General features: G+C 68.2%; 18 protein-coding genes. 16 read left to right on the top strand and 2 right to left on the bottom strand.

Annotated elements, in window-relative coordinates:
• Nucleotides 1–31: 31 nt before the first annotated feature.
• From LRD69_RS28065 to LRD69_RS28100, 8 genes are all read left to right on the top strand, one after another.
• Nucleotides 32–256, top strand: coding sequence for a hypothetical protein (locus LRD69_RS28065; protein WP_277329321.1), 225 nt, complete (start codon nucleotides 32–34; stop codon nucleotides 254–256).
• Nucleotides 253–918, top strand: coding sequence for a plasmid mobilization relaxosome protein MobC (gene mobC / locus LRD69_RS28070; RefSeq protein ID WP_277329322.1), 666 nt, complete (start codon nucleotides 253–255; stop codon nucleotides 916–918). Before LRD69_RS28065 ends, mobC begins: the two co-directional genes overlap by 4 nt.
• Complete coding sequence (locus LRD69_RS28075; RefSeq protein WP_277329323.1) at nucleotides 918–2,690, top strand: mobilization protein; 1,773 nt, start codon at nucleotides 918–920, stop codon at nucleotides 2,688–2,690. The genes mobC and LRD69_RS28075 overlap by 1 nt, the downstream gene beginning before the upstream one ends.
• A 106-nt stretch (nucleotides 2,691–2,796) precedes the next feature.
• Complete coding sequence (locus LRD69_RS28080; RefSeq protein ID WP_277329324.1) at nucleotides 2,797–3,201, top strand: hypothetical protein; 405 nt, start codon at nucleotides 2,797–2,799, stop codon at nucleotides 3,199–3,201.
• 313 nt (nucleotides 3,202–3,514) lie between these two features.
• The gene (locus LRD69_RS28085) at nucleotides 3,515–4,705 is read left to right on the top strand and encodes a dsDNA nuclease domain-containing protein (protein WP_277329325.1); all 1,191 of its coding nucleotides are present in this window, start codon (nucleotides 3,515–3,517) and stop codon (nucleotides 4,703–4,705) included.
• Nucleotides 4,692–5,255 carry a hypothetical protein gene (locus LRD69_RS28090; RefSeq protein WP_277329326.1) on the top strand — a complete coding sequence of 188 codons (564 nt, stop codon included), beginning with the start codon at nucleotides 4,692–4,694 and terminating at the stop codon, nucleotides 5,253–5,255. The genes LRD69_RS28085 and LRD69_RS28090 overlap by 14 nt, the downstream gene beginning before the upstream one ends.
• Nucleotides 5,252–7,144: a hypothetical protein gene (locus LRD69_RS28095; RefSeq protein WP_277329327.1), complete on the top strand. Its 1,893-nt coding sequence runs from the start codon at nucleotides 5,252–5,254 to the stop codon at nucleotides 7,142–7,144. Before LRD69_RS28090 ends, LRD69_RS28095 begins: the two co-directional genes overlap by 4 nt.
• Before the next feature lie 366 nt (nucleotides 7,145–7,510).
• Nucleotides 7,511–8,650 (top strand): IS256 family transposase, encoded by a 1,140-nt coding sequence (locus tag LRD69_RS28100; RefSeq protein ID WP_277329328.1) that lies wholly within the window; start codon nucleotides 7,511–7,513, stop codon nucleotides 8,648–8,650.
• Here LRD69_RS28100 and LRD69_RS28105 read toward each other — a convergent pair.
• A complete protein-coding gene (locus LRD69_RS28105; protein ID WP_277329329.1) occupies nucleotides 8,607–9,569 on the bottom strand; it encodes a hypothetical protein in 963 nt (320 codons plus the stop codon). The two genes, LRD69_RS28100 and LRD69_RS28105, sit on opposite strands and share 44 nt — an antisense overlap.
• Between LRD69_RS28105 and LRD69_RS28110 the strand changes: the two genes are divergently transcribed.
• A complete protein-coding gene (locus LRD69_RS28110) occupies nucleotides 9,485–10,075 on the top strand; it encodes an IS3 family transposase (protein WP_277329330.1) in 591 nt (196 codons plus the stop codon). The two genes, LRD69_RS28105 and LRD69_RS28110, sit on opposite strands and share 85 nt — an antisense overlap.
• Here LRD69_RS28110 and LRD69_RS28115 read toward each other — a convergent pair.
• Nucleotides 10,020–10,688 carry an MFS transporter gene (locus LRD69_RS28115; RefSeq protein WP_277329331.1) on the bottom strand — a complete coding sequence of 223 codons (669 nt, stop codon included), beginning with the start codon at nucleotides 10,686–10,688 and terminating at the stop codon, nucleotides 10,020–10,022. The two genes, LRD69_RS28110 and LRD69_RS28115, sit on opposite strands and share 56 nt — an antisense overlap.
• Nucleotides 10,689–11,075: 387 nt before the next feature.
• Here LRD69_RS28115 and LRD69_RS28120 point away from each other — a divergent pair, with 387 nt between their 5' ends.
• From LRD69_RS28120 to LRD69_RS28150, 7 genes are all read left to right on the top strand, one after another.
• On the top strand, nucleotides 11,076–12,293 hold the full coding sequence (locus LRD69_RS28120; protein WP_277329332.1) for an iron ABC transporter permease: 1,218 nt from the start codon (nucleotides 11,076–11,078) through the stop codon (nucleotides 12,291–12,293).
• Nucleotides 12,290–13,081, top strand: coding sequence for an ABC transporter ATP-binding protein (locus tag LRD69_RS28125; protein ID WP_277329333.1), 792 nt, complete (start codon nucleotides 12,290–12,292; stop codon nucleotides 13,079–13,081). Before LRD69_RS28120 ends, LRD69_RS28125 begins: the two co-directional genes overlap by 4 nt.
• Nucleotides 13,082–13,114: 33 nt before the next feature.
• Nucleotides 13,115–14,212: an ABC transporter substrate-binding protein gene (locus tag LRD69_RS28130; protein ID WP_277329334.1), complete on the top strand. Its 1,098-nt coding sequence runs from the start codon at nucleotides 13,115–13,117 to the stop codon at nucleotides 14,210–14,212.
• 164 nt (nucleotides 14,213–14,376) lie between these two features.
• Nucleotides 14,377–15,795 (top strand): PLP-dependent aminotransferase family protein, encoded by a 1,419-nt coding sequence (locus LRD69_RS28135; protein ID WP_277329335.1) that lies wholly within the window; start codon nucleotides 14,377–14,379, stop codon nucleotides 15,793–15,795.
• 22 nt (nucleotides 15,796–15,817) lie between these two features.
• Nucleotides 15,818–17,161, top strand: coding sequence for an NtaA/DmoA family FMN-dependent monooxygenase (locus tag LRD69_RS28140; RefSeq protein WP_277329336.1), 1,344 nt, complete (start codon nucleotides 15,818–15,820; stop codon nucleotides 17,159–17,161).
• Complete coding sequence (locus LRD69_RS28145; protein WP_277329337.1) at nucleotides 17,154–19,235, top strand: FAD/NAD(P)-binding protein; 2,082 nt, start codon at nucleotides 17,154–17,156, stop codon at nucleotides 19,233–19,235. The genes LRD69_RS28140 and LRD69_RS28145 overlap by 8 nt, the downstream gene beginning before the upstream one ends.
• Nucleotides 19,232–20,062 carry a rhodanese-like domain-containing protein gene (locus tag LRD69_RS28150; RefSeq protein ID WP_277329338.1) on the top strand — a complete coding sequence of 277 codons (831 nt, stop codon included), beginning with the start codon at nucleotides 19,232–19,234 and terminating at the stop codon, nucleotides 20,060–20,062. Before LRD69_RS28145 ends, LRD69_RS28150 begins: the two co-directional genes overlap by 4 nt.
• Nucleotides 20,063–20,066: the final 4 nt, after the last annotated feature.

Here is a 20,066-nt window from a genome sequence, read left to right on the forward strand (position 1 = left end):
CACCCTCCCGTAGCGAAGCGGAGAGCACCTCATGCGCACCCGCCCGGCCACTCCCGCCGAGGTCGACTCCTGGCTGACCGTCCTGCACCGGCACGGTCACCTCCACCACGCCCAGCACGGCCCCGACCACACCTGGACCGTGCAACGAACCCCGGATACTCGCCCCTGGACGCTGCACCACCCGGTCCTCGCGATGGACTGGATCGAGGAACTCGTCCGCGAAATCCGGCAGCAGAACCCGGAAACGACCCGGTGACCGCCAACGACCCCGCAGTCAGTACGCCCGGACAGCAGCGTGACCCCGCGACGGCTCCTGGCGGAGCAAGTTGTCGCGTACGACGGTCCTACGGCCCGTCGTACGCACTTGCCCCCGCCCAGGAGGGCGGCGGAAGCCCGACTGGTTCCCGAGCGAGGGCGCTCGGGAACCAGTCGGACAACCGGCACCAGGGGGCGCCGGTCAAGGGAGGGCAAGCCGACAGCGACGACCAACGCGTCCCGCCGAGCCCCAGCTCGCCCCCATTCCCCGACCGCACTCCGCGCCGCCGCCGACGCAATCCCAGCGAGCGCACGCGCAAGACGACCACGCGCCTCTCCGACACCGAGCATGCCGAGATCGCCGCAGCAGCCGCCCAGCGCAGCATCACCGTCGCCCGCTTCATCGCCGCAGCCGGCCTCGCCGCCGCCCGCGGTTCGACCGCCTTGCACACCGACGAACGACTCGACACCGCCATTGACGAACTCGCTGCGCTCCGTACCGCCCTAGCCCGGATCGGCAACAACATCAACCAGATCGCCTTCGTCCACAACGCCGGCGGACAGCCTCGCCTCGGCAAACTCGACCAGGCACTCGTCCACCTGACCCGCCTCCTGGCCCACATTGATGACACCGCCGACGCCATGTTGGGGAGGCGACTCTGATGGTCCCCAAGATCCGGCGCGGCTCGCGAACCCACGGCCTGCTCGTCTACCTGTACGGGCCTGGCAAGCGCGACGAACACGTCGACCCCCATCTCGTCGGGAGCTGGGACGGCTTCGCCCCGGACCCTGGCCGCGACACCAGCCCTGACCCCGATCCGAAGGTCACTCTCGCCCGCCTCGCCGCCGCGCTGGACCTCCGAGTCAAGCAGGCCGGCGACAGCGCTCCTGCCCAGCACGTCTGGCACTGCTCGGTCCGCACCGACCCCGGCGATCGGATGCTGAGCGACGCCGAGTGGAACACCGTTGCTCGCCGTCTGGTCCACGCCGTCAACCTCGCCCCAGAGGGCGACCCAGACGGATGCCGCTGGGTCGCCGTACGCCATGCCGATGACCACATCCACATCTTGGCCACCATGGTTCGAGGCGATCTGCGCCGCCCGAGGATGAACTACGACTTCAAGAAGGCCCAGGCAGAGTGCCGGCGCATTGAGAGGGAGATGGGCCTGCGTCGCCTCAAGCCCGGTGACGGGACTGCGGCCCAGACCCCCACCAGCGCCGAACGCTTCAAGGCCGAGCGCACCGGCCGCCCCGAAGCCCCCCGTGAGACGCTCCGCGAAGCCGTCCGCCAAGCCCTCGCCGGCGCGGCCACCGAGGAGGAGTTCTTCACTCGGCTCCGCGAGGCGGGCCTGCGCGTGAAACCGCGGACCGCTCCGTCCGGCGACACCATCGGTTACAACGTCGCCCTGCCCGGTGACCGCAACCGCCACGGCGAACCGATCTGGTACCCCGGCTCCAAGCTGGCTCCCGACCTCTCCTTGCCGAAGATCCGCCTCCGGCTGGCCGACGGGACCGCAGAGTCGAGCGCGCCCGTGGCCACCAGCGACCGGACGGATTGGTCCCTGCCCGCCCGTGAACGACGCAACGCCACCAGCATCGCCGAGCACTCGGCCGCTCTCCTGGAACGCGACGAGGACGGCGAGGCCGCCGCTCAACTCGTGGGCGTAGGAGAACTCCTCGACGCGGTAGCCCAGACCTCACCGGTCGCCACCCGCGCCGAGCTCGCCGCCGCCGCCCGCGCCTTCGAGCGGGCGACCCGCAGCCACGTCCGCGCCGAACGCGCCGACACCCGGGCTCTCCGCTCGGCCGCCCGAGGCATCGTCCAGGCCGGCGGCGCGCTCGGCCGGGGCGAGGACGGCGGCACCACCGCCATGCTCGTCTCCACCCTCGTCTTGGTCACCCTCGCCGCCGCCCGCTGGCACTCCGCCCGCGGGCATGCCCAGCAGGCCCACGCCTCCCGACAGGCCGCCGCGCATCTGCGTACCGCCTACCGACAGGCTGCCGCCACCCCGATGCGCGTGCTGCACGACCAAGGCCGTGCCCTCCCAGAAGCCCAGCGTCGCCCGCACGAAGCCGCCCTTCGCGCAGTCCTGCCGGAGGAGGTCGTACGAGCGGGCGGCGCAGCGACGAGGACCGACGCCTTGGTCGCCACCCTCGCCCAGGCCGAGCAGGCAGGCCACGACTCCGAAACTCTCCTACGACAGGCCATCGACATGCGCGAACTCGACAGCGCCGAAGACGTGCACGACGTCCTGGTCTGGCGCCTGCGGCGCATCGCCCAGCTCCCGGCACACCCGGGTGACGCTGCCCGTCGCCCGCAGTCCGGCACCCGCCAGACCAACACGTCGACCAGCCGCACCAGCGAACGGACCCCAACACCAGCTGCGACGATCGGGGCTATTTCAGACACGAACCGCCGCCCACCACGTCGCTGACCAGCTCGTCAGAGCAGTCGGTCACCGACCGAGCGGACGCCGCGAAATATATGGACAGCCGGTTCCACCGGCTGTTAGGGATGACAACAGGACCGACGACCGGGAGATGACGTTCGTGCTCAGAACCACCGACCGCACCAGGGAGCCGGCACCCGCACTGCCCGTCCTCCCCGCTGGTACCGATCCCCTGCTCCAGCTCCAGTACGAGACGCGGCCGGCCGACAGCCCCGGCGCGATTCGCTGCGTCGGCCACTCACGCGAACTCGCCCTCGGAGGCATCCCCGTGATGTGCTCCGCCTGCCGCGCCCGACGCGACTGGCTGCTCATCAACCACAGCCGCAACGTCTGGATCCGCTGCCGATGCGGCAACCAGTGGCTCGAGCCCGAGATCAGCCGTGCCGACTTCGACGCCCTGATCGGCGGTTCGCACGGGACGACCTACCCGAGTGCCGAGGCGGGCCTGGCCGCGCTCGGTTTCGACGGTGTCTTCGTCGGCATCTACCTGGAGTAGGCGAGCAATAGATGGATTGCCGAGGGGCGCCACCGGCGTACAGGTGGCGCCCTCGGCGTTCAGGTGCGGTCAGCCGCGTGCGCTGTCTCTCGCCAGCCCGGCCCGGAAGTCACACCCAGCGCAATCGTCCTCGCCTTGGACGTGGCCCTCATGAGCAGCATCGTGCCGTGCGGTCCCTTGACTCAGGTAGGCCTTCCCCGCAGCGCCTTGGCTCCCGAGGCGTTGACGAGGGCGGGGCTCGATCTCGAATCCCTAGACGATTGATCGTTGTCCATTTACGCTGCGTGCCTGGGGAGTTACGAGGCGGGGGCACATGGACGATCCAATTGAGGTTGAAGCGCCGGATGACTCCGGTTCCACGACCTTGCGCCGATACGAGTATCAGGTCCACATCGCGGCGCAGGGTGTTCTGGAGATGCTCTCGGCGGACGGCGGTGTGGAGCACGTCACGTGCGAGCACATTGAGGACATTGTGATCGCTCGGAAGGGTGATCCCCGGTGCGCCTCTGGTGATCTGCTGTGGGACTTTCAGCAGGTCAAGACGCGCGATGCAGTGGAGCCGTGGACGTTGACCGATGTGCTCGCCAAGGGCGCGTTGAAGAGTCTGTGGCGCACCTACCAGAGCCTTCAGACGGTGCATCTGACCTACCAGCTGACCGTAGCAGTAGAGGGGCCCCTCGATCTGGCGGACGAGCCCCTTGCAGCGCTCGCTCGGGGCGTCGGTCACGCGAACGCCGCGTGCCTCTCGCGCGTGGCCAGGCACTTGAAGAAGGCTGACGAAGAGCAAGACCAGGTGGGCGACTTCCTGAGCCGCGTCCGGGTGCGCCGCTTGGCCCGGCGCGAGGACGTCGAGGCCCACAATCTGCGCGTCATGAGCAGTCTTGGCGGCCCCAGCGCGACGGTTGCGCTGATCGAATCCCTCTACACGGAGATCCTGCGCCTCACCAGAAACGCGACTCAGGGGCGTCTGGGACCTCAGTGGCCGAGGCTGCTGGCCCTCGATCTGCAGCCTGCCCTTCTCTTGGACAAGCGGCTCACGCAGGCGACTGTGTACGACATTCGCCAACGTCTATTGCGCCCGGACCACATTCTGCTCGGAGAGGTCGCGGACCTGCTCCTGATGGAGGAGACGCAGCTGGTCCGCAAGCTGCGCCGTGGGGGCGCGTCCAGTGACGTGATTGAGGACGCCCAGATGATGCGTGCTCATGCTGACCATCACCGTCTGACGGAGGTGGCTCGAGGGACGTGGCCTGACGAGGCTGTCGAAACCGACCTGGATCGGCGGCTGCTCTACCTAGCCCGGCGGATGAAGCGTGCGCAGAACGAGAACCCTCGACCGGCAGACGCCATTTTCGACTCCCTGCAGGAGTCGTTGCAGAACAGGCCCGAGGAAGTGGACCGTCGCCCGCTCTACGCGCGAGACGGGGTGCTCCTGATGGGCCGCGCCTGCGCCGTGTCCGACCAGTGCAAGTTCGACTGGGGGAGCGCTCGTGACGCCTCCTGACGTGATCGTGCGGGAGTTGCCTCTGCCGGCCACCGGAGGAGGACCACCCTCGGCGGATGCACAGGCCAGACTTCTGACGCTGATCGACGTCTTCTCCGCCACCCGCGTGGCCAAGGGCGTCGAAGGGCGCATGAAGCTCGCGAAGCTCGATTTCCTCCTACGCTATCCGGACCGATTCAAGGTCCTGATGCAGCGTCGGCGTCCCGACGTCGAGGTGGGCGAGGATCCCTGGCTGACCGGCGTCATCGAACAGAAAATGATCCGCTACCGCTACGGCCCGTGGGACCCCTCCTACTACACACTCCTGGGCGCACTCACCGGCAAGGGCCTCGTTACACCGCGGCACTACGACGCCATCGCCACCTACCGCAGTACGGACAAGGGACACGAGGTCGCCCTGGCACTGGCAGGCAGTCAGAGCTGGAAACCCGTGCGCGAGCGCGCCGTTCTGCTGCGCCGGCACTTCGACGTCACCGGCACCACGCTCAAGAACATGATCTACGAAGAGTTCCCCGACATCGTCGCGGCGGACTGGGGGACCCCGTTGTGAGACTGCGCATCGAAGAACTACAGCTGCTGGGCACCACCCGGGCCGTTCGCTTCGAACCAGGAATGAACGCGATCGTCGGAGCGATGAGCGGCGGCAAGACCGCCACCGTTAACTGCCTGCGCGCGCTCCTGGGAGCTGACGTCAAGGTGATCCCGGAGCTCCGGGGCAGAACCATCGCAGGCCTGATCGTCGTCGGCGACCGCCGTTTCCGAATCGTCCGCCAACTCGTCACCACCAGCACTGCCAAAGTGGACATTGCCGAAGTCGGCGGACAGCAGGAGGTATGGCGACTTCCCGCGAGCGAACTCCAGGAAGGCTACGACCAGACCTTCCGCGACTGGTGGCTGGACATGCTGCACCTTCGTGCCGTGCGTGTTCCTCGCGCGCCCACAGACGACGCCAGCCCTTTGGTCCCCGTCACCATCAGCGACTACCTCATGTACTGCATCCTGCGACAGAAGGAGATCGACAGTTCGGTCTTCGGGACCCCTGACAACAACCACAAGAACATCAAGCGCAAGTACGTCTTCGAGATCCTCTATGGCCTCTACGAGCCTGAAGCCGCAGGGCTGCGTGAGCGCCTGCGCGAGGTGAGCACCGAGCTGCGGAGTCTGACCGCGGACGCGGCCACCCTAGAGCGCATCCTGGAGAGCTCGAACTACTCCTCCCGCGCTCACCTCGAAGTCCAAAGAGACCAGACCCAAGCGCAGTTGGCCAGCGCCCGTCTGGAGGACATCCAATTGACCGAGCGCACAGCAGACCCCACCACAGTCGGACTGCGGCGGCAGATTTCCGAGGTGGAAGCCGACCTGGGCCAGTTGAGTGACACGGAAGCTGCGGAGCGGGCAACCATCGGCCGGCTCCAAGAACTTCGTGGTCAACTCGTCGCCCAGAGCCGGCGTCTCACTCGGGCCCTGGTCGCGGAGCGTCTGCTCAACGACTTCGAATTCCACACCTGCCCACGCTGCGGCTCAGACGTCCCCGAGCGCGGGGACGAGGACACCTGCCGCCTGTGCCTACAGACCCCGCCCGATGCTCCCGCCCCTGCAGCACTGGCCGCCGAGCAGGACCGCGTTATCGACCAGGTCACGGAGACCGACCAACTCGTAGAACGCAGCACACGCCGACTCGAAGCCCTCAAGGCGAGGCACACCGCGCTGCAGCAGCTGCGCTCTGACCTGGGCAGCCAACTCGAGCGAGCCGCAGCCATCTACCTGACGGACCAGACCGACCACGTGCGTGAACTGGCAACCAGGCAAGGCCGCCTGGAGGAACACCTTGCCCGACTCCACGACGCCTTGGACCTGCACGACCGGTTGCGCGGCCAGGGGGATCGAGTGGCACAACTCCAGCAGGAACAAGACGACCTCAACGAACGCATCGCTGCCGCACGCCACAGCAATCCGTCCGTGCATGAACGACTCTCCAGCCTTGACCGAGCACTCGAAGCCACGCTGCGAGAATTCGATGCGCCCCGATTCGACAATCGCCAAGGATCACGTATCAGCCGCGAGACCTATCTGCCGGTTGTCGACGGCCGCTCCTTCGCTGACCTCGAATCGCAGGGGGTAGAGGTCCTCGTCAACGTGGCGCACGTACTGGCCCATCAACGCGTAGCGATGGCAGACACGACCATTCCCTTGCCCAACCTGCTGATCATCGACGGCATCAGCAGCAATGTCGGCCATGAAGGACACGACCTCCGCCGTCTGCGCAACATGTATGCAGCCCTGCTCGGCGCAGCCACAGAGAACATTGATCGGCTACAGATCATCGTCACCGACAACGACTCCCCTCCCATCAGCGGCATCCACCGAGCGCTCGACCTCTCAGACAGCGACCGGCTTGTTCCCATGCCCGTCGACGATGGTGTGATCGAAGAAAGCTGAGCGCACTTCGAGTCGTGCTGTGCCGCGATCCCGTTCTGTCGCCGCAGCCGCAGCCGCAGCCGCAGCCGCAGCCGCAGCCGCCGCAGCCGCCGCAGTAGCGGTCGACAGTATGCCGACGCGCCACAGGCTGTTCGATTACAGGCACGGCCGAATGCCTCCCGAAGTGGTGCACAGCCTCTGTTGTTCTCATGAACAAGGCCAGCCGCCCCCGCCTGATCGGCGTGGGGCGGCCTTCTGCGGTCCTCGGTCAGACTCCGGCGTTACGGTTCGAGAGGTCGAGGGCGTCGGTGGCGAAAGTAAGGGCGGAGCATAGGCCGGTCGGGTGTGTAAGGAATCAGGTGTGAACTTCCCCGAAGGAGTCACCTGATGAGTACGACAACTGATCACCTGATCGAGGCCGGCGGCGGCGTGTCGCTTGCCGCGTCCGATGGCAGCGCCCAGGGTGCCGACGTGAGGACGACGACGGGCGCGAAGCCCTCGGTGAACGGACTGAGTCTGCCGCTGCTGGACGAGTTGACGATGCTCGCGACCGAGAGGGTCCGCAGCGGCGAGGGGCTGAAGCTGATGGGCGAGGGCGGGCTGCTGCCCGAGCTGGCTCAGCATCTGATGCAGGCCGCGCTGGAGGCCGAGATGGAAGAGCACCTGGCCGCGGAGGCCGGTCAGGCCGGCGGGCGCGGGTCGCGTTCGGGCGGCAACATGCGCAACGGCTACCGGAACAAGAAGGTGATAACGGAGGTCGGCACCGTCACGGTGCAGGTTCCCCGGGATCGACTGGGCACGTTCCGGCCCCGGATGCTGCCCAAGTACGCGCGTCGCACCGGAGCGCTGGATGACCTGGTGATCTCGCTGACGGCGAAGGGGCTGACCTCCGGCGAGATCGTCTCCCACCTCGCCCAGACTTACGGCATGTCGACGACGAAGGAGACCATCTCCACCATCACCGATAAGGCCCTGGAGTCCATGGCGGCCTGGCGCACCCGCCCGCTCGACCCGGTCTATCCGGTGGTCTTCATCGACGCTGTGCACGTCAAGATCAGGGACGGGCAGGTCGCCAACCGTCCGATCCATGTGGCCATCGCGGTCACCGCCGAGGGCTATCGCGAGATCCTCGGTTTGTGGGCCGGGACCGGCGGTGAAGGCGCCAAGTACTGGCAGACCGTGCTGACCGAGATCAAGAACCGGGGGGTGCGTGATGTGCTCATGCTGGTCTGCGACGGGCTGACCGCGCTGCCCGAAGCGGTCAACAACGTCTGGCCCGACACCGTGGTGCAGACCTGCGTGGTCCACCTGATCCGGGCGTCGCTCCGTTACGCCTCCCGCCGTGACTGGGCCGACCTCGCCCGTGATCTCAAGCCCGTCTACACCGCCGTCAACGAGGACGAAGCCCGCGCCCGGCTGGACGAGTTCGACGAGAAATGGGGCAAGCGCTACCCCTCGATCGCCGGGACCTGGGAAGTCGGGTTCATACTGCCTGTCCTGTCTCGTAGTTGGGGTTTGTGCGCGTGAGGTGTGCGGAGGTTGCGACGCGAGTGCGCCAGTACGCCTCGGTCTCGTCGTTCCATGGGATGCACCAGCGGCGGTGGCGTCCCTGGTGGGCGGTCATCTCGCCGTTGCGGAGCCAGGGGTAGACCGCGGACTCGTGGATGTGGAGGATGCGGGCGACCTGCGGCACCGTGATTTCGCCGGGGCCGGTGGGGTCATTGCGTTTGGAGCCCATTGCGTGCTGCTGGCGGATGTGCCGGATCGAGGCGACGGTGAAGGGACGGGACTTGCCGGTGGTGAAGCCGAGTGTGTTGAGGTGCTCGGCGATGGCAGCGTCGCTGCGGGTGTCCAGCAGTTCGCGGACGATCAACACGGCAGCCGTCGGGTTGCGGTTGGTGCGCCGGTCGCAGGTGATCTCGTCGGTGGCGCCGGTGTGCCAGCGGACGCCGATGTGTGCGCGAGCGTTGTCGACATGTCGCACGGTGACGTCCGCGATCAGGGTCCTCAGCAGGCGCTTTCGGTCTCTGGCCGTGGTGGTCGGCGCGTCCCACAAGGCCGGGAGGTCGTGGGCAAGTTGTTGCAGGCTGCCGGGTTCGGGCACGGCCGGCTCGGCGGCGATCAGGTCCGCCAGTGCGGTCTCGGCCTGGGCGAGGACGGCGAGTTTCGCCTCCCAGCGGGTTTCCAGTGACCGGGCGACCATCCGGTTTTCCGGTTCGACCTGGGCGAAGGAGCGCTCCGCGCGGTCGGCTTCGTAGCGGGCGCGCTCGACGGCGAGTTCGGCCGCTCGGTGGGAGCGCTGGTGGCGGTGGTGGACCTGGTCGGCCGCGGCCAGGGCGAGCTGGACATGCTCGGGGGTCAGTGCGTCCAGCAGCAGGCGGGCGACTTGCGGATCGAGGGCCCCCGGCCCCCGACCTGATCGGCCGTCACTTCCACGCCGAGACACCCGGCCAGAAGATCGTCGGGGACATCACCTTTATCCCCACCGGCGAGGGCTGGCTCTACCTCGCCGGCTGGCTCGATCTGGCCACCCGCGAGGTCATCGGCTACTCGATGGCCGATCACCACCGCGCCGACCTCGTCGTCGACGCCTTGGACATGGCCGCGAAGCTGGGCCGCCTTCAACCCGGCTGCGTGATCCACTCCGATCGCGGATCCGAATACACCTCGACTCAACTACGCGACAAGATACGAGAGTTGAGCGGCCGGCAGAGCATGGGCCGGACCGGGATCTGCTACGACAACGCCGCAGCCGAAAGCTTCTGGGCCGTCCTCAAAGAGGAAATCGGCACCCGCTTCTGGCCCGACAGGGCCACCGCCCGCGCCGACATCTTCGACTTCATCGAGACCTTCTACAACCGCCGCAGGCTCCGCAAACACATCACCTGGGGCTACCTCACACCCCACGAGACCCGCATGCGCTACCAGCAAGAACAGGCCCTCGCGGCATAACGAAAATGTGTCCATGATCACGGGGAAACTTCACGCTGAACAGCGGGCTCATTCCCTGCCCGGCCGCCTGCGCGGCGGCGAACCAGCTGAGCGCACGGCCCAGACGCGCCGCGCCGACGAGGTCGGAAATGGCGGCGACCAGCAGCGGTGTGGTGAAGGCGTTGGCCACGCCTTGCAGGGTGCGGGCGGCCAGGAAGAGCTGCATCGTGGGAGCCACGGCGCACAGCACCGTCGCCACACGAACCCGGCAAGCGCCGCAAGGCCCTCGGCGGCCGGAGCCGCGGCATGGATGACGTAGGCGTTGTCGAGGAACATGTTGGGGACGTCGAACCGCGGCAACGACCAGAACGGGCTGCTTGATCTGCGCCCACTCCTCCTGGCCAAGGTGTTGGCCGCCGTGTGTGAAGGCGAGCAGGCGCGGCATCGCGGCGGCCATCACGGGTTGTCGGTAGATGCCGAGGCGTAGCGCGATGAGGTCGTTCATGAGTTCCTCGGGGTTGAGGATCAGCGATGTCATGGCTGCCGACACGCTCTGCCACGAGGGCTCCTCGGCGGCGGTCGTCCGCCGCCGACGGATGCCGGCGGCGACCCGAGCCATGAGCGCGCGTGCCAACTCCCGTACGCTGAAGAGTAGAACGATCCGGGCAGGGGTTGATTCCTTCCCTCGGTCACCATATGATGCGCTGAGTGACGGTGGATCAGACGAAAAGATTCGCCGCGGCGCGAGATCAGGACTTGGGAGGTGGACTGTGACCGTGAACCCCGCAGAGGTAGTGGTGCGGTCCGTCTCCCACACAAGCCCGAGCCCGGCGCAGAGCGTCGTGCTGCCGCAGACCAATCGCGCGTGCGCGAGTATGGTGCGGCTCAGTTGTTGTTGTCGCTGTTGTTGGGTTGAAGTCGCTTCGGTCTAGCGACCCCGTCGACCCCTTGGCCGGTGCGCTGAGCGCACGGCCCTGCCTGTATCCGGCACACATTCCTGCGCTCGATCTAGCGGATCGACGTGTTCTCGATCAGTCGCCCTCCTCTGGGCAGCGAGCCGGATCATATTCGAGAACAGTCATTTGATTCACCAAACCATTGCCGACGCGCGCGCCGACTGACAGCGGGCGTGGAGCGTCCGCCTGTGACACGGAGTGTTATGACCAACGCACTTGCGCGAACCTTCCAGGCCGTACCGCTGTGGGGTCGGCCATCCCGGCCGTTGATTATCGGCGTCAGCCTGGTGGTGTCGCTGCTGTCGATCGCGCTGTCGGTTGTCATCGGCACGGCGGGTATTAGCCTGGGCGACGTCTTTCATGCGATCGCCATTCATGTCTTCGGGGCTCAATCGAGCGAAAGCTTCCGCCCCACGGAGATGATCGTCGCCGAACTGAGGCTGCCACGGGCGCTGTTGGCGTTCCTGGCCGGTGCCGTGCTGTCGGTGTCCGGGGTCGTCATGCAGGGGCTGCTGCGCAATCCACTGGTGAGCCCTTACACCCTTGGTCTCTCGCCGGCGGCATCCTTCGGAGCGGCGCTGGCCATCGTGCTGTCCAACAAGGCCGGGCACACGCCGTCTTCGGTCGTGACGATCTTCAGCGCCCTGGCCTTCAGCCTGGTCGTCTCGCTGATCGTCCTGGGAGTGGCATCGCTGAAGCGCATGAAGGCCATCACGCTGCTTCTGGTCGGCATGGCGTTCTTCCAGCTCTTCGAGGCGCTCACCTCGGCCACACAGTTCTTCGCCGACGAGAACACGCTGGCCGAGATCGTCCACTGGACCTTCGGCTCGGTGAACGACGCCACCTGGCACCAGGTGCTGGTCGTCTCGATCCTGCTGGCGGTCACGCTGCCGTATCTGTTCGCACGCGCCAAGGCGCTCAACGCCATCGCGTTCGCGGGCGACGACGCGGCGGCGAGCCTCGGCGTCAACGTACGTCGTACCCGCCTGGCCCTCATCATCGTGGTGGTCGTCCTGACCGCGGTCGTCGTGTCCTTCACCGGCGTGATCGGCTTCGTGGGGCTGGTCGGTCCGCACATCGCGCGCCTGGTGGTGGGCTCGGACCACCGCTACCTGCTGCCGTTCGGGGCCATCGCGGGAGGTCTGCTCATCCTCTACGCGGATGTGGTCGGCCGGGCCGTGCTGTCCCCGGTCGTGATCCCGGTCGGCATCGTCGTCGCACTCATCGGCGCACCGCTCTTCATCAACCTCGTACTTTCGAAAGGAACGTTGGCCCAGTCATGACGCTATCCGTCGAAGGCGTGGCCTTCTCTTACTCCCGCGACCGAGCGGTGCTGCACGACGTGAACCTGGCGGTGCGGCAGGGCGAGTTCGTCGGTCTGCTCGGTCCGAACGGCTCGGGCAAGTCGACGCTGACGAAGCTCATCGCCCGCGTCAACAGGCTGCGGACCGGGTCGATCAGGTACGAGGACAAGCACCTCAACCATTTGCGGATGAGCGACCACGCCAAGGTGGTCGCCTATGTGCCGCAGTCGGGGGAGGCGACCTTTCAGCTGTCGGTACGCGAGTCGGTGCTGCTGGGCCGGACGCCGTACTTCGGGATGCGGCCGCGCCGCCAGGACTGGGAGATCGTCGACGCCGCGATCGAGCACATGGGGCTGACGGAAATGATCGCCCTCTCGGTGGGCGATCTGAGCGGCGGCCAGGCGCAGCGGGTCCTGATCGCCCGTGCCATCGCCCAGGAGCCGGAGATCCTGCTGCTCGACGAACCCACCAGCGCACTGGATCTGCGCTACCAGGTCGAAACCCTGCGTCATGTACGTGACCTGACGCGAAGTCGGAACCTCGTCTCGCTGATCGCGATCCATGACCTCAACCTGGCGGCTCGCTTCTGCGACAAGGTCGCGATCCTCCAGGGCGGCCGGATCGTCGCGTTCGGCCGACCCAATGATGTCTATGACAGCCAGGTGTTGGAGCGCGTGTACGGCGTTGAGGTCGATCTCTTCGAACGCGACGGTGCTGTCCAGGTACATCCCATCATCGAATCGCTGCCCGTTCCCGCCGTGTCCTGACGCTCCGCGTCACCTTCACCCATGAGGAGAGAAGTGATCCATCCATCCACTCGCCGGCTGCGCACGGTCGCCGCTGCGGCCCTGCTGACTGTCACCGCCCTGATCGCGACAGCGTGCAGCGGGAGTGCGCAGAGCGGCTCCGGCGGGGCGGCGAGCCGGTCGGGATCGAGTTCCGGCGCATCCCCCGTCACGGTCACGGACAGCGTGAAGCGCAAGGTCGACTTCCCGAACGGTGCGATCAGCAAGGTCGCCATCGTCGGCGGCTTCAACGTCGACCTCGCGCTCGCCCTCGGCGCCCGCGATCAGATCGTCGGCATCGACGAGAAGACGATCGACCAGGAGAACTTCGCCGACTTCCCGTCGAGTCTGTCTATCGGCGCGAGTGCCGACGCGCTGAACTACGAGCGCATCGTCCAGAGCGGCGCGCAGGCCGTGGTGTTGTACGGCAACCAGCCGTGGCAGGCGGCGGAGTCCTCGCTGAAGTCGTCGGGCGTCGAGGTACTGGTCGTGAGTTCCTGGATATCGCAGGACTGGAAGACCAACGTGGAGCTGCTCGGCAAGGTGCTGGGGCGCGACAAGGAGGCCGCCAAGGTCCTGGCGTTCACCGACAAGGTCAGCGCGTTCACGGCCCGGGCCGGGCAGGTGCAGACCCAGGCCACCGCTTACTACGAGGACAACGCAGGCAAGACCATCGGCGAGGAGGGCGGCAAGACGCTGGCGTTCGCCGACGCCAACATCAAGAGCATCTTCGCCGACAGCCCGGGCAACACCATCGATTCCGACCCGGCCGCGGTGCTGGCCGCAGACCCGGACGTCATCGTGGTGGAGACTGACAACCTCTATGGCGGGCGATCCGACGCGGAGTACAAGTCGATCGCCGACAAGCTGCTCGCCCGTCCGGGCTGGAAGAACCTAAAGGCCGTGCGGAACGGCAAGCTGTTCCTCTACAACCCGTGGGCCTTCGACCTGGCAGGCAACCAGATCTCGCCGCTCTTCTTCGCGACGTTCGCCTACCCTGACCGCTACCAGGACGTAGACCCGCTGTCCGTCGTGGAGGAGTGGTCGACGGACTTCATCGGCGCCACGAAGTTCACGCCGCAGGGCTACGTATATCAGGTGGCGGCGCGGTGACCTGGCGCGTCTGGACGGGGCTCGTGTCGGTCTCGGTCCGGACGCGCCGCCTGCCTTGCCACGAGGAGTCGAAGAGAGGGGCAGCGCCTGCCGGCTCAGCCGGTCGTGGCGCCCGACCGGCGCACAGACCGACCGATGCGAGGATTGCGCGGGCGAACGAAACGATGGACAAAGAACACGCGAATGAAACCCCGTACGCCGCTGATGTCGAGCAACTTGACGACGACTGGCTGGTCCATCACATCGCGGCGGCCGGTTCCGCCGAGTCCGTCGTACCGCTGCTCGAACGCAAGATCCGTGAGGGAGTGATCCAGCCGGGCACGCGGCTGCCCACGATCCGCGCGCTGAGTGAGCAGTCCGGGGTGAGCTTCCGCAACATCCGCGACGCCGTCGCCGTACTGCGCGGCAAGGGCCTCGTCGAGACGCGCCGACGGGGCGGCACCGTGGTGGCCGATCCCCTCGCCACCCGGCCGGCCTCCGCCGTCGAACCCGGCGGTACCGATGCGCCGGCGACGAGCCCGGTCGGTGAACTCGCACACGCCTCGTCCGACCCAGAACTGCTGCCGGACCTGGCCGACGCCCTGGCCGCCGGTCTGCGGAGCCCGAACCTTCACTCGAACGTCCGGCAGTACATCACCGACCGTCTGCGGACGGTCGCCCAGCGGGACTGGCCGTTTGCGGCCGAGGCGTACATCGCGGGCGGCAGCGGCGCGGAGGCCGCGCTGCTCTGCGTCGGCACCTTGGCCACGCCGAGCGGGAAGCTCGCGATCGACGTCCCGATCAATCCCGGCCTTCTCGATCACATCCGGCGGCTGGGCCTCGAAGTGTTCCAAGTACCCGCCGACGCGAACGGGGCCGACCCGGACGCACTGGCCTCAGCCCTGAAGCAGGGCGCCCGCGCCTACCTGTTCCAGCCGACCGGCCCATACGCCATGACGCCGCCCGCCACCGCCGCGCGCGTCAGGGAACTCGCCGACGTCATCGCCGGTTTCGATGACGTCATCGTGGTCGAGGACGACGCGGTGGGTCCGCTCGCCAACGTGGCGGGCCCGACGTTCGGCACTGTTCTGCCGGGCCAGGTTGTACGCGTGCGCTCGTTCTGCCGGTCGTACGGGGTCGATCTGCGTACGTCGGTGATCGGCGGTCCGCGCGAGGCGGTGGAGCGCATCCGCGACAACCGCAGCTACGGGCTGGCCGTCAACAGCCGCATCATGCAGGACGCGCTCGCCCACCTCATCGAGAGCTCCGCCACCGCCCGGACGCTCAAGCGGGCGCGCGGCGTCTACGCCAAGCGCAAGGCGGCGCTGGCCAACGCGCTGCTGCGACGCGGTATCACCACCCACTCCGGCCCGAATGCCCAGTTTCTCTGGGTCGAAGTGAACAGCGAGGTCGACACCCTCATCGACCTCGCCACCGCCGGCTACTCGGTCGGCGCGGGCAGCCGCAGTTTCGTGAAACCACCATCCGCAGGCCTTCTCCGCATCGCCACGCTTCGACTGCCGGACGACACGGCGGCGATCGACCAGCTCGCCGACGCGATCGGGCGCGCTATGCGCGGGCAGATGCGAGATCTCTATGCCTAGGCATGTACTGAAGGAGACCACCGTGCCCGGACCGTCGCGAGCGACGCTCGGCCTGAACCTGAACATCAAGCCGGCCGGCTCGCACCCTGCCGCGTGGCGCCACCCCTCCGTGGACCTGGCGGAGATCAACGACATCGACGCGCTTCTCGACATCGCCCGTACCGCGGAGCGTGGCGGGTTCGACGCCCTGTTCCTTGCCGACAAGCTCACCTTCTCGCGTGAACCCGCCGCCCTGGCACCGGCGTTCGAACCGCTCACCCTGCTGTCCGCGCTGGCGGTGGGCACCAGCCGCATCGGCTTGATAGGAAGCATCTCGACCACCTACTCCGATCCCTTCGTCGTCGCCCGCCAGACCGCGTCGCTGGACCGGATCAGCCGTGGCCGGTTCGGCTGGAACGTGGTGACCAGTGCCATCCAGGCAGCCGCCCGCAACTTTGGTCAGGAGGAACTGCCTCAGCACGGCGATCGCTACCGCCGGGCGGATGAGTTCGTGACGGCCGTCAAGAAGCTCTGGGACAGCTGGGAGGACGACGCGATCGTCCAGGACCGCGACCGGGGCTGGTACGTGAACCCGGAGAAGATTCACCCGGTCGATCACGCCGGCGATCACTTCCGGATCGCAGGTCCGCTCAACTCCCCGCGCCCGCCGCAGGGGTGGCCGGTGATCGTGCAGGCCGGCTCCTCGGACGACGGCCGTACGTTGGCCGCCCGGCACGCCGACTCCGTCTACACGGTCGTCAGTACGATCGACGACGGCATCGCGTTCCGCGCGGACCTGCGCGCCCGTGCCGCGGCCGAGGGACGCGACCCGGACTCGGTGCGGGTCTTCGCGGGCTTCCGCGTGCTCGTCGCCGGTACGACGGACGAAGCGCGGGCGCTCGAAGCCGAGTTGAACCGTTTGGCCGATCCCCGACATGTACTCGGGCAGTTGGCCCTGTTCAGCGGTTACGACCTGAGCCACCTGCCGCTCGACGCCCCGCTTCCCCCTGTGCCCCCGGTGGAGAGTTCCAACTCCTACCGTTCACACCTGCGGGCGGTGCACCGCTTCGTGGAGCGCGAACGCCCCAGGACCGTCCTGGAGTTCGCGCAGGGCCTCGGAGGGGGACTCGGCGCGGACAACCTGCTGGTTGGTGACGCCGCCACGGCGGCCGACGAACTGGAGGCATGGTTCAGGGCCGGGGCGCTGGACGGCGTCAACCTGCAGCCGGAGCTGCTGCACCAGGGCACATACGCGCTGGTCGAGCACCTGGTCCCCGAACTGCAACGGCGGGGCCTGCGTCCGGCGGACTACGCGGGAACCACACTGCGTCGGCACTACGGGCTCAGCCGCCCCGCGCGACGGGCCGAGGCCACCGCTCATGCCTGAGGCCGAAGCGCCGATTGCAGCGCCGTCCGAGCACGTCGTCGTGGTGATCGGCAGCGGCTTCCGGGGGACGTCGGTCCTTGAGCGGCTGGCGGCGAACACCGGACAGTTCCGGCCGCCCGGCGGGCGGCTTCGGATCGTCTCCGTCGACGAACACCCGCCCGGACCGGGCCGCATCTGGCGCACCGACCAGTGCGCCGCCCTGCTCATGAACACTCCGGCGTCCGCCTTCACCGTATGGCTCGACGGATCGGTCAGCTCCGACGGGCCGAAGGTGGCGGGACCGAGTCTGTGGGAGTGGCAGCAGCAGGTCGCGGCCGTCCTGACCGGGACGGAGGCTGCCGGTGGCAACGACCTCCGTACCGCCCTTGGCACCGACCGCCATCTCGCGGACACCGGCCGTACCGTCGTCACCAGGGAACTGGCGGCCGATCTGGCCCGGCGGCCCGAGCTGGCGGCTTCGGTCAGGGCCGCGACACCGGACTCCTGCACCCCGCGCGTGCTGCTCGGCCATTACCTGCGGTGGTGCCACGAGACGGTGGTCGCCTCACTCCCGGAGGGAGTGCGCCACGATTGGCGACGTGACCGCGTCACCGACATCGAGCGGGCCGGGGCACGCTACCGCGTCTCCCTCGCAGGCGGCGCCACGCCGCTCCTGGCCGACGCCGTCATCCTGTGCACCGGCTGGTCGACGCCTGCCCGTGGCCGCGAACCCACCCGCCCGCCCACGGCGGTCCCGCGACTGCGCGGCGACAATGCGAGCGACCAGGACCTGGCCGAGGCCAAGCCGGGTGCGGACGTCGTGGTCGAAGGCCTGGGGCTGAGCTTCTTCGACGTCGCTACCCTGCTCACGGTCGGCCGAGGCGGACGTTTCGTGCCCGACGACGCCACTCCGTACGGGCTGCGCTACGAACCATCAGGCTCTGAACCCGTGTTGCACGCCACCTCGCGCCATGGCGTTCCGTACTGGAGCCGTCCGAGTAATACGGCCGTGCCGGGCGGGGACAGCCGGCACCGCTTCCTCGGCGAGGCGCTGCTTCGTCAACCGCGCCCTGGACGGTTCGACGGCGTGGGCCCGGCGATCGCGCGCGACACGCTCTGGGACTACTACACGCATCTGACCAGGGCGAATCCGGAAGCGCTCACCGTCCCTCTGCCGCAGTTGCTGGACGCGCTCGTCGCGCTGCCGCCCGACAGTGCCGAGTGGCAAGACGTCGTCGCCGACGCCGTCCCGGACCCGGAGCACCGGCTCGACCTGGACAGCGATGCGGCGCTCGCACAGCGGGTGTGGGACAGCCCGGCAGCGTTCGGGGCCGCGGTCCGGGGCCGCCTGCTCGCCGATCTGGCCGAAACCGCCAAGGGGGCCGGGAGCAGCCTCAAGGTGGCACACCGTTCCTTCGGCAAGGCACGCGGACTGCTGGTCGCCGCGGTGGAGGACGGCGGACTCACCGCCGAAAGCTACTTCGGGAGCTACGCGCACTTCATCGACCTCGCGTTCCGTCTCAACAACGGTCCGCCCCCCGTACGCCTGCGGCAGCTGCTGGCGCTCCACGACGCCGGCGTGGTCACGTTCCTCGGCCCGCGCGCGACCCCGGACGGCCGGCCCGATGCCACCGGCCACGCACGGTGGAGCTCGCCGAGCGTCCCCGGTGCCGGCGTACGGGCGGACCTGGTGATCGAAGCACGCGTACCGGCACCGAGCCTCCACACCGGAACGGATCCGCTGCTGCGGGGACTTCGGCGCCGAGGGCTCGCGGACGTCTTCCACCTGCCCTCGGCACACGGGCCGGTACCCACCGCCGCACCCCGGGCCGAACCGCTGACCGGACGCCTGCTCGGGCCGGCCGGTGCGGAGGAGCAAGGTCCCGCGTCGCAGCTCTACGCGCTCGGCGTGCTCATGCGCGACACCCGTGTGACCTCGCTGGCCGCGCCGGCACCACGCGGCGACGCCGTGGCGCTGCGCGAAGCGGACCGCACGGCCCGCGGGGTGCTCGCCGGACTGTGGCGTGGTTCCCCCCATGGCGACAGCCCTGACCTGCCGGAACTGTTCGAGAACAGCGAGGCAGGAGAGCGATGACAGGTACCGACGCCCGGAAGGCCGTGATCTCGGCCGAGCACCTGCTGAAGGAACTGGAGCGTGGCCGCGACATCGTCCTGCTGGAGATCGGGCGTGAGTCGGCGCACCTCCTGGCCGCTTCGGAGCGTCTGCCGGGCGCCCACTACGTCGACCTGCCCACAGAACTCGCGGGCGCACGATACCCGGGCTCCGGCACGTACCCGCTGCCGAGCGAGGAGGCGGTCCAGCGTCAGGTGCGGCGATGGGGGATCAACGACGGCTCGGTCGTCGTGGTCCACACCCGCGCGGACCCGCCCCTGGCCACGCGGGCCTGGTGGATTCTCACCTGGGCGGGTGTGCCCGATGTCCGCTACCTGGACGGGGGCGTCGACGCGTGGGTCAGCGCAGGCGGCCGGCTCAGCGGCGAGGAACCGGCGGAGGCGAGCGGCGGGTTCACGGTGACGGCGGGCTCGCTGCCGACGCTCGACGCCGAGGGAGCGGCGCGACTGGCACGGTCCGGCAAGCTGCTCGACGCCCGCCCGGCCGGCGCCTATACGGGGGAGAAGGGCGGTGGACACATTCCTGGTGCGCTGAACCTGCCCAGCGCCGCGAATCTCGGCGCGGACGGCCGGCTGAAAGGACAGGACGAGCTTCGCGAGCAGTACGCCGCGCTCGGCATAAAAAGGGGGACCGAGGTCGGTGTGTACTGCGGCGGTGGTATCGGTGCCACCTTCGACATTCTCACCCTGAGCATGATCGGCATCTCCGCCAAGCTGTACCCCGGTTCGTGGTCGGAGTGGAGTTCGGACTCGTCCCGTCCCGTCATGAGCGGTGACGGGCCGGGCTGATGAA

Origin of the sequence: Streptomyces sp. JH14, assembly GCF_029428675.1 — a bacterium.
Taxonomy (GTDB): Bacteria; Actinomycetota; Actinomycetes; order Streptomycetales; family Streptomycetaceae; genus Streptomyces.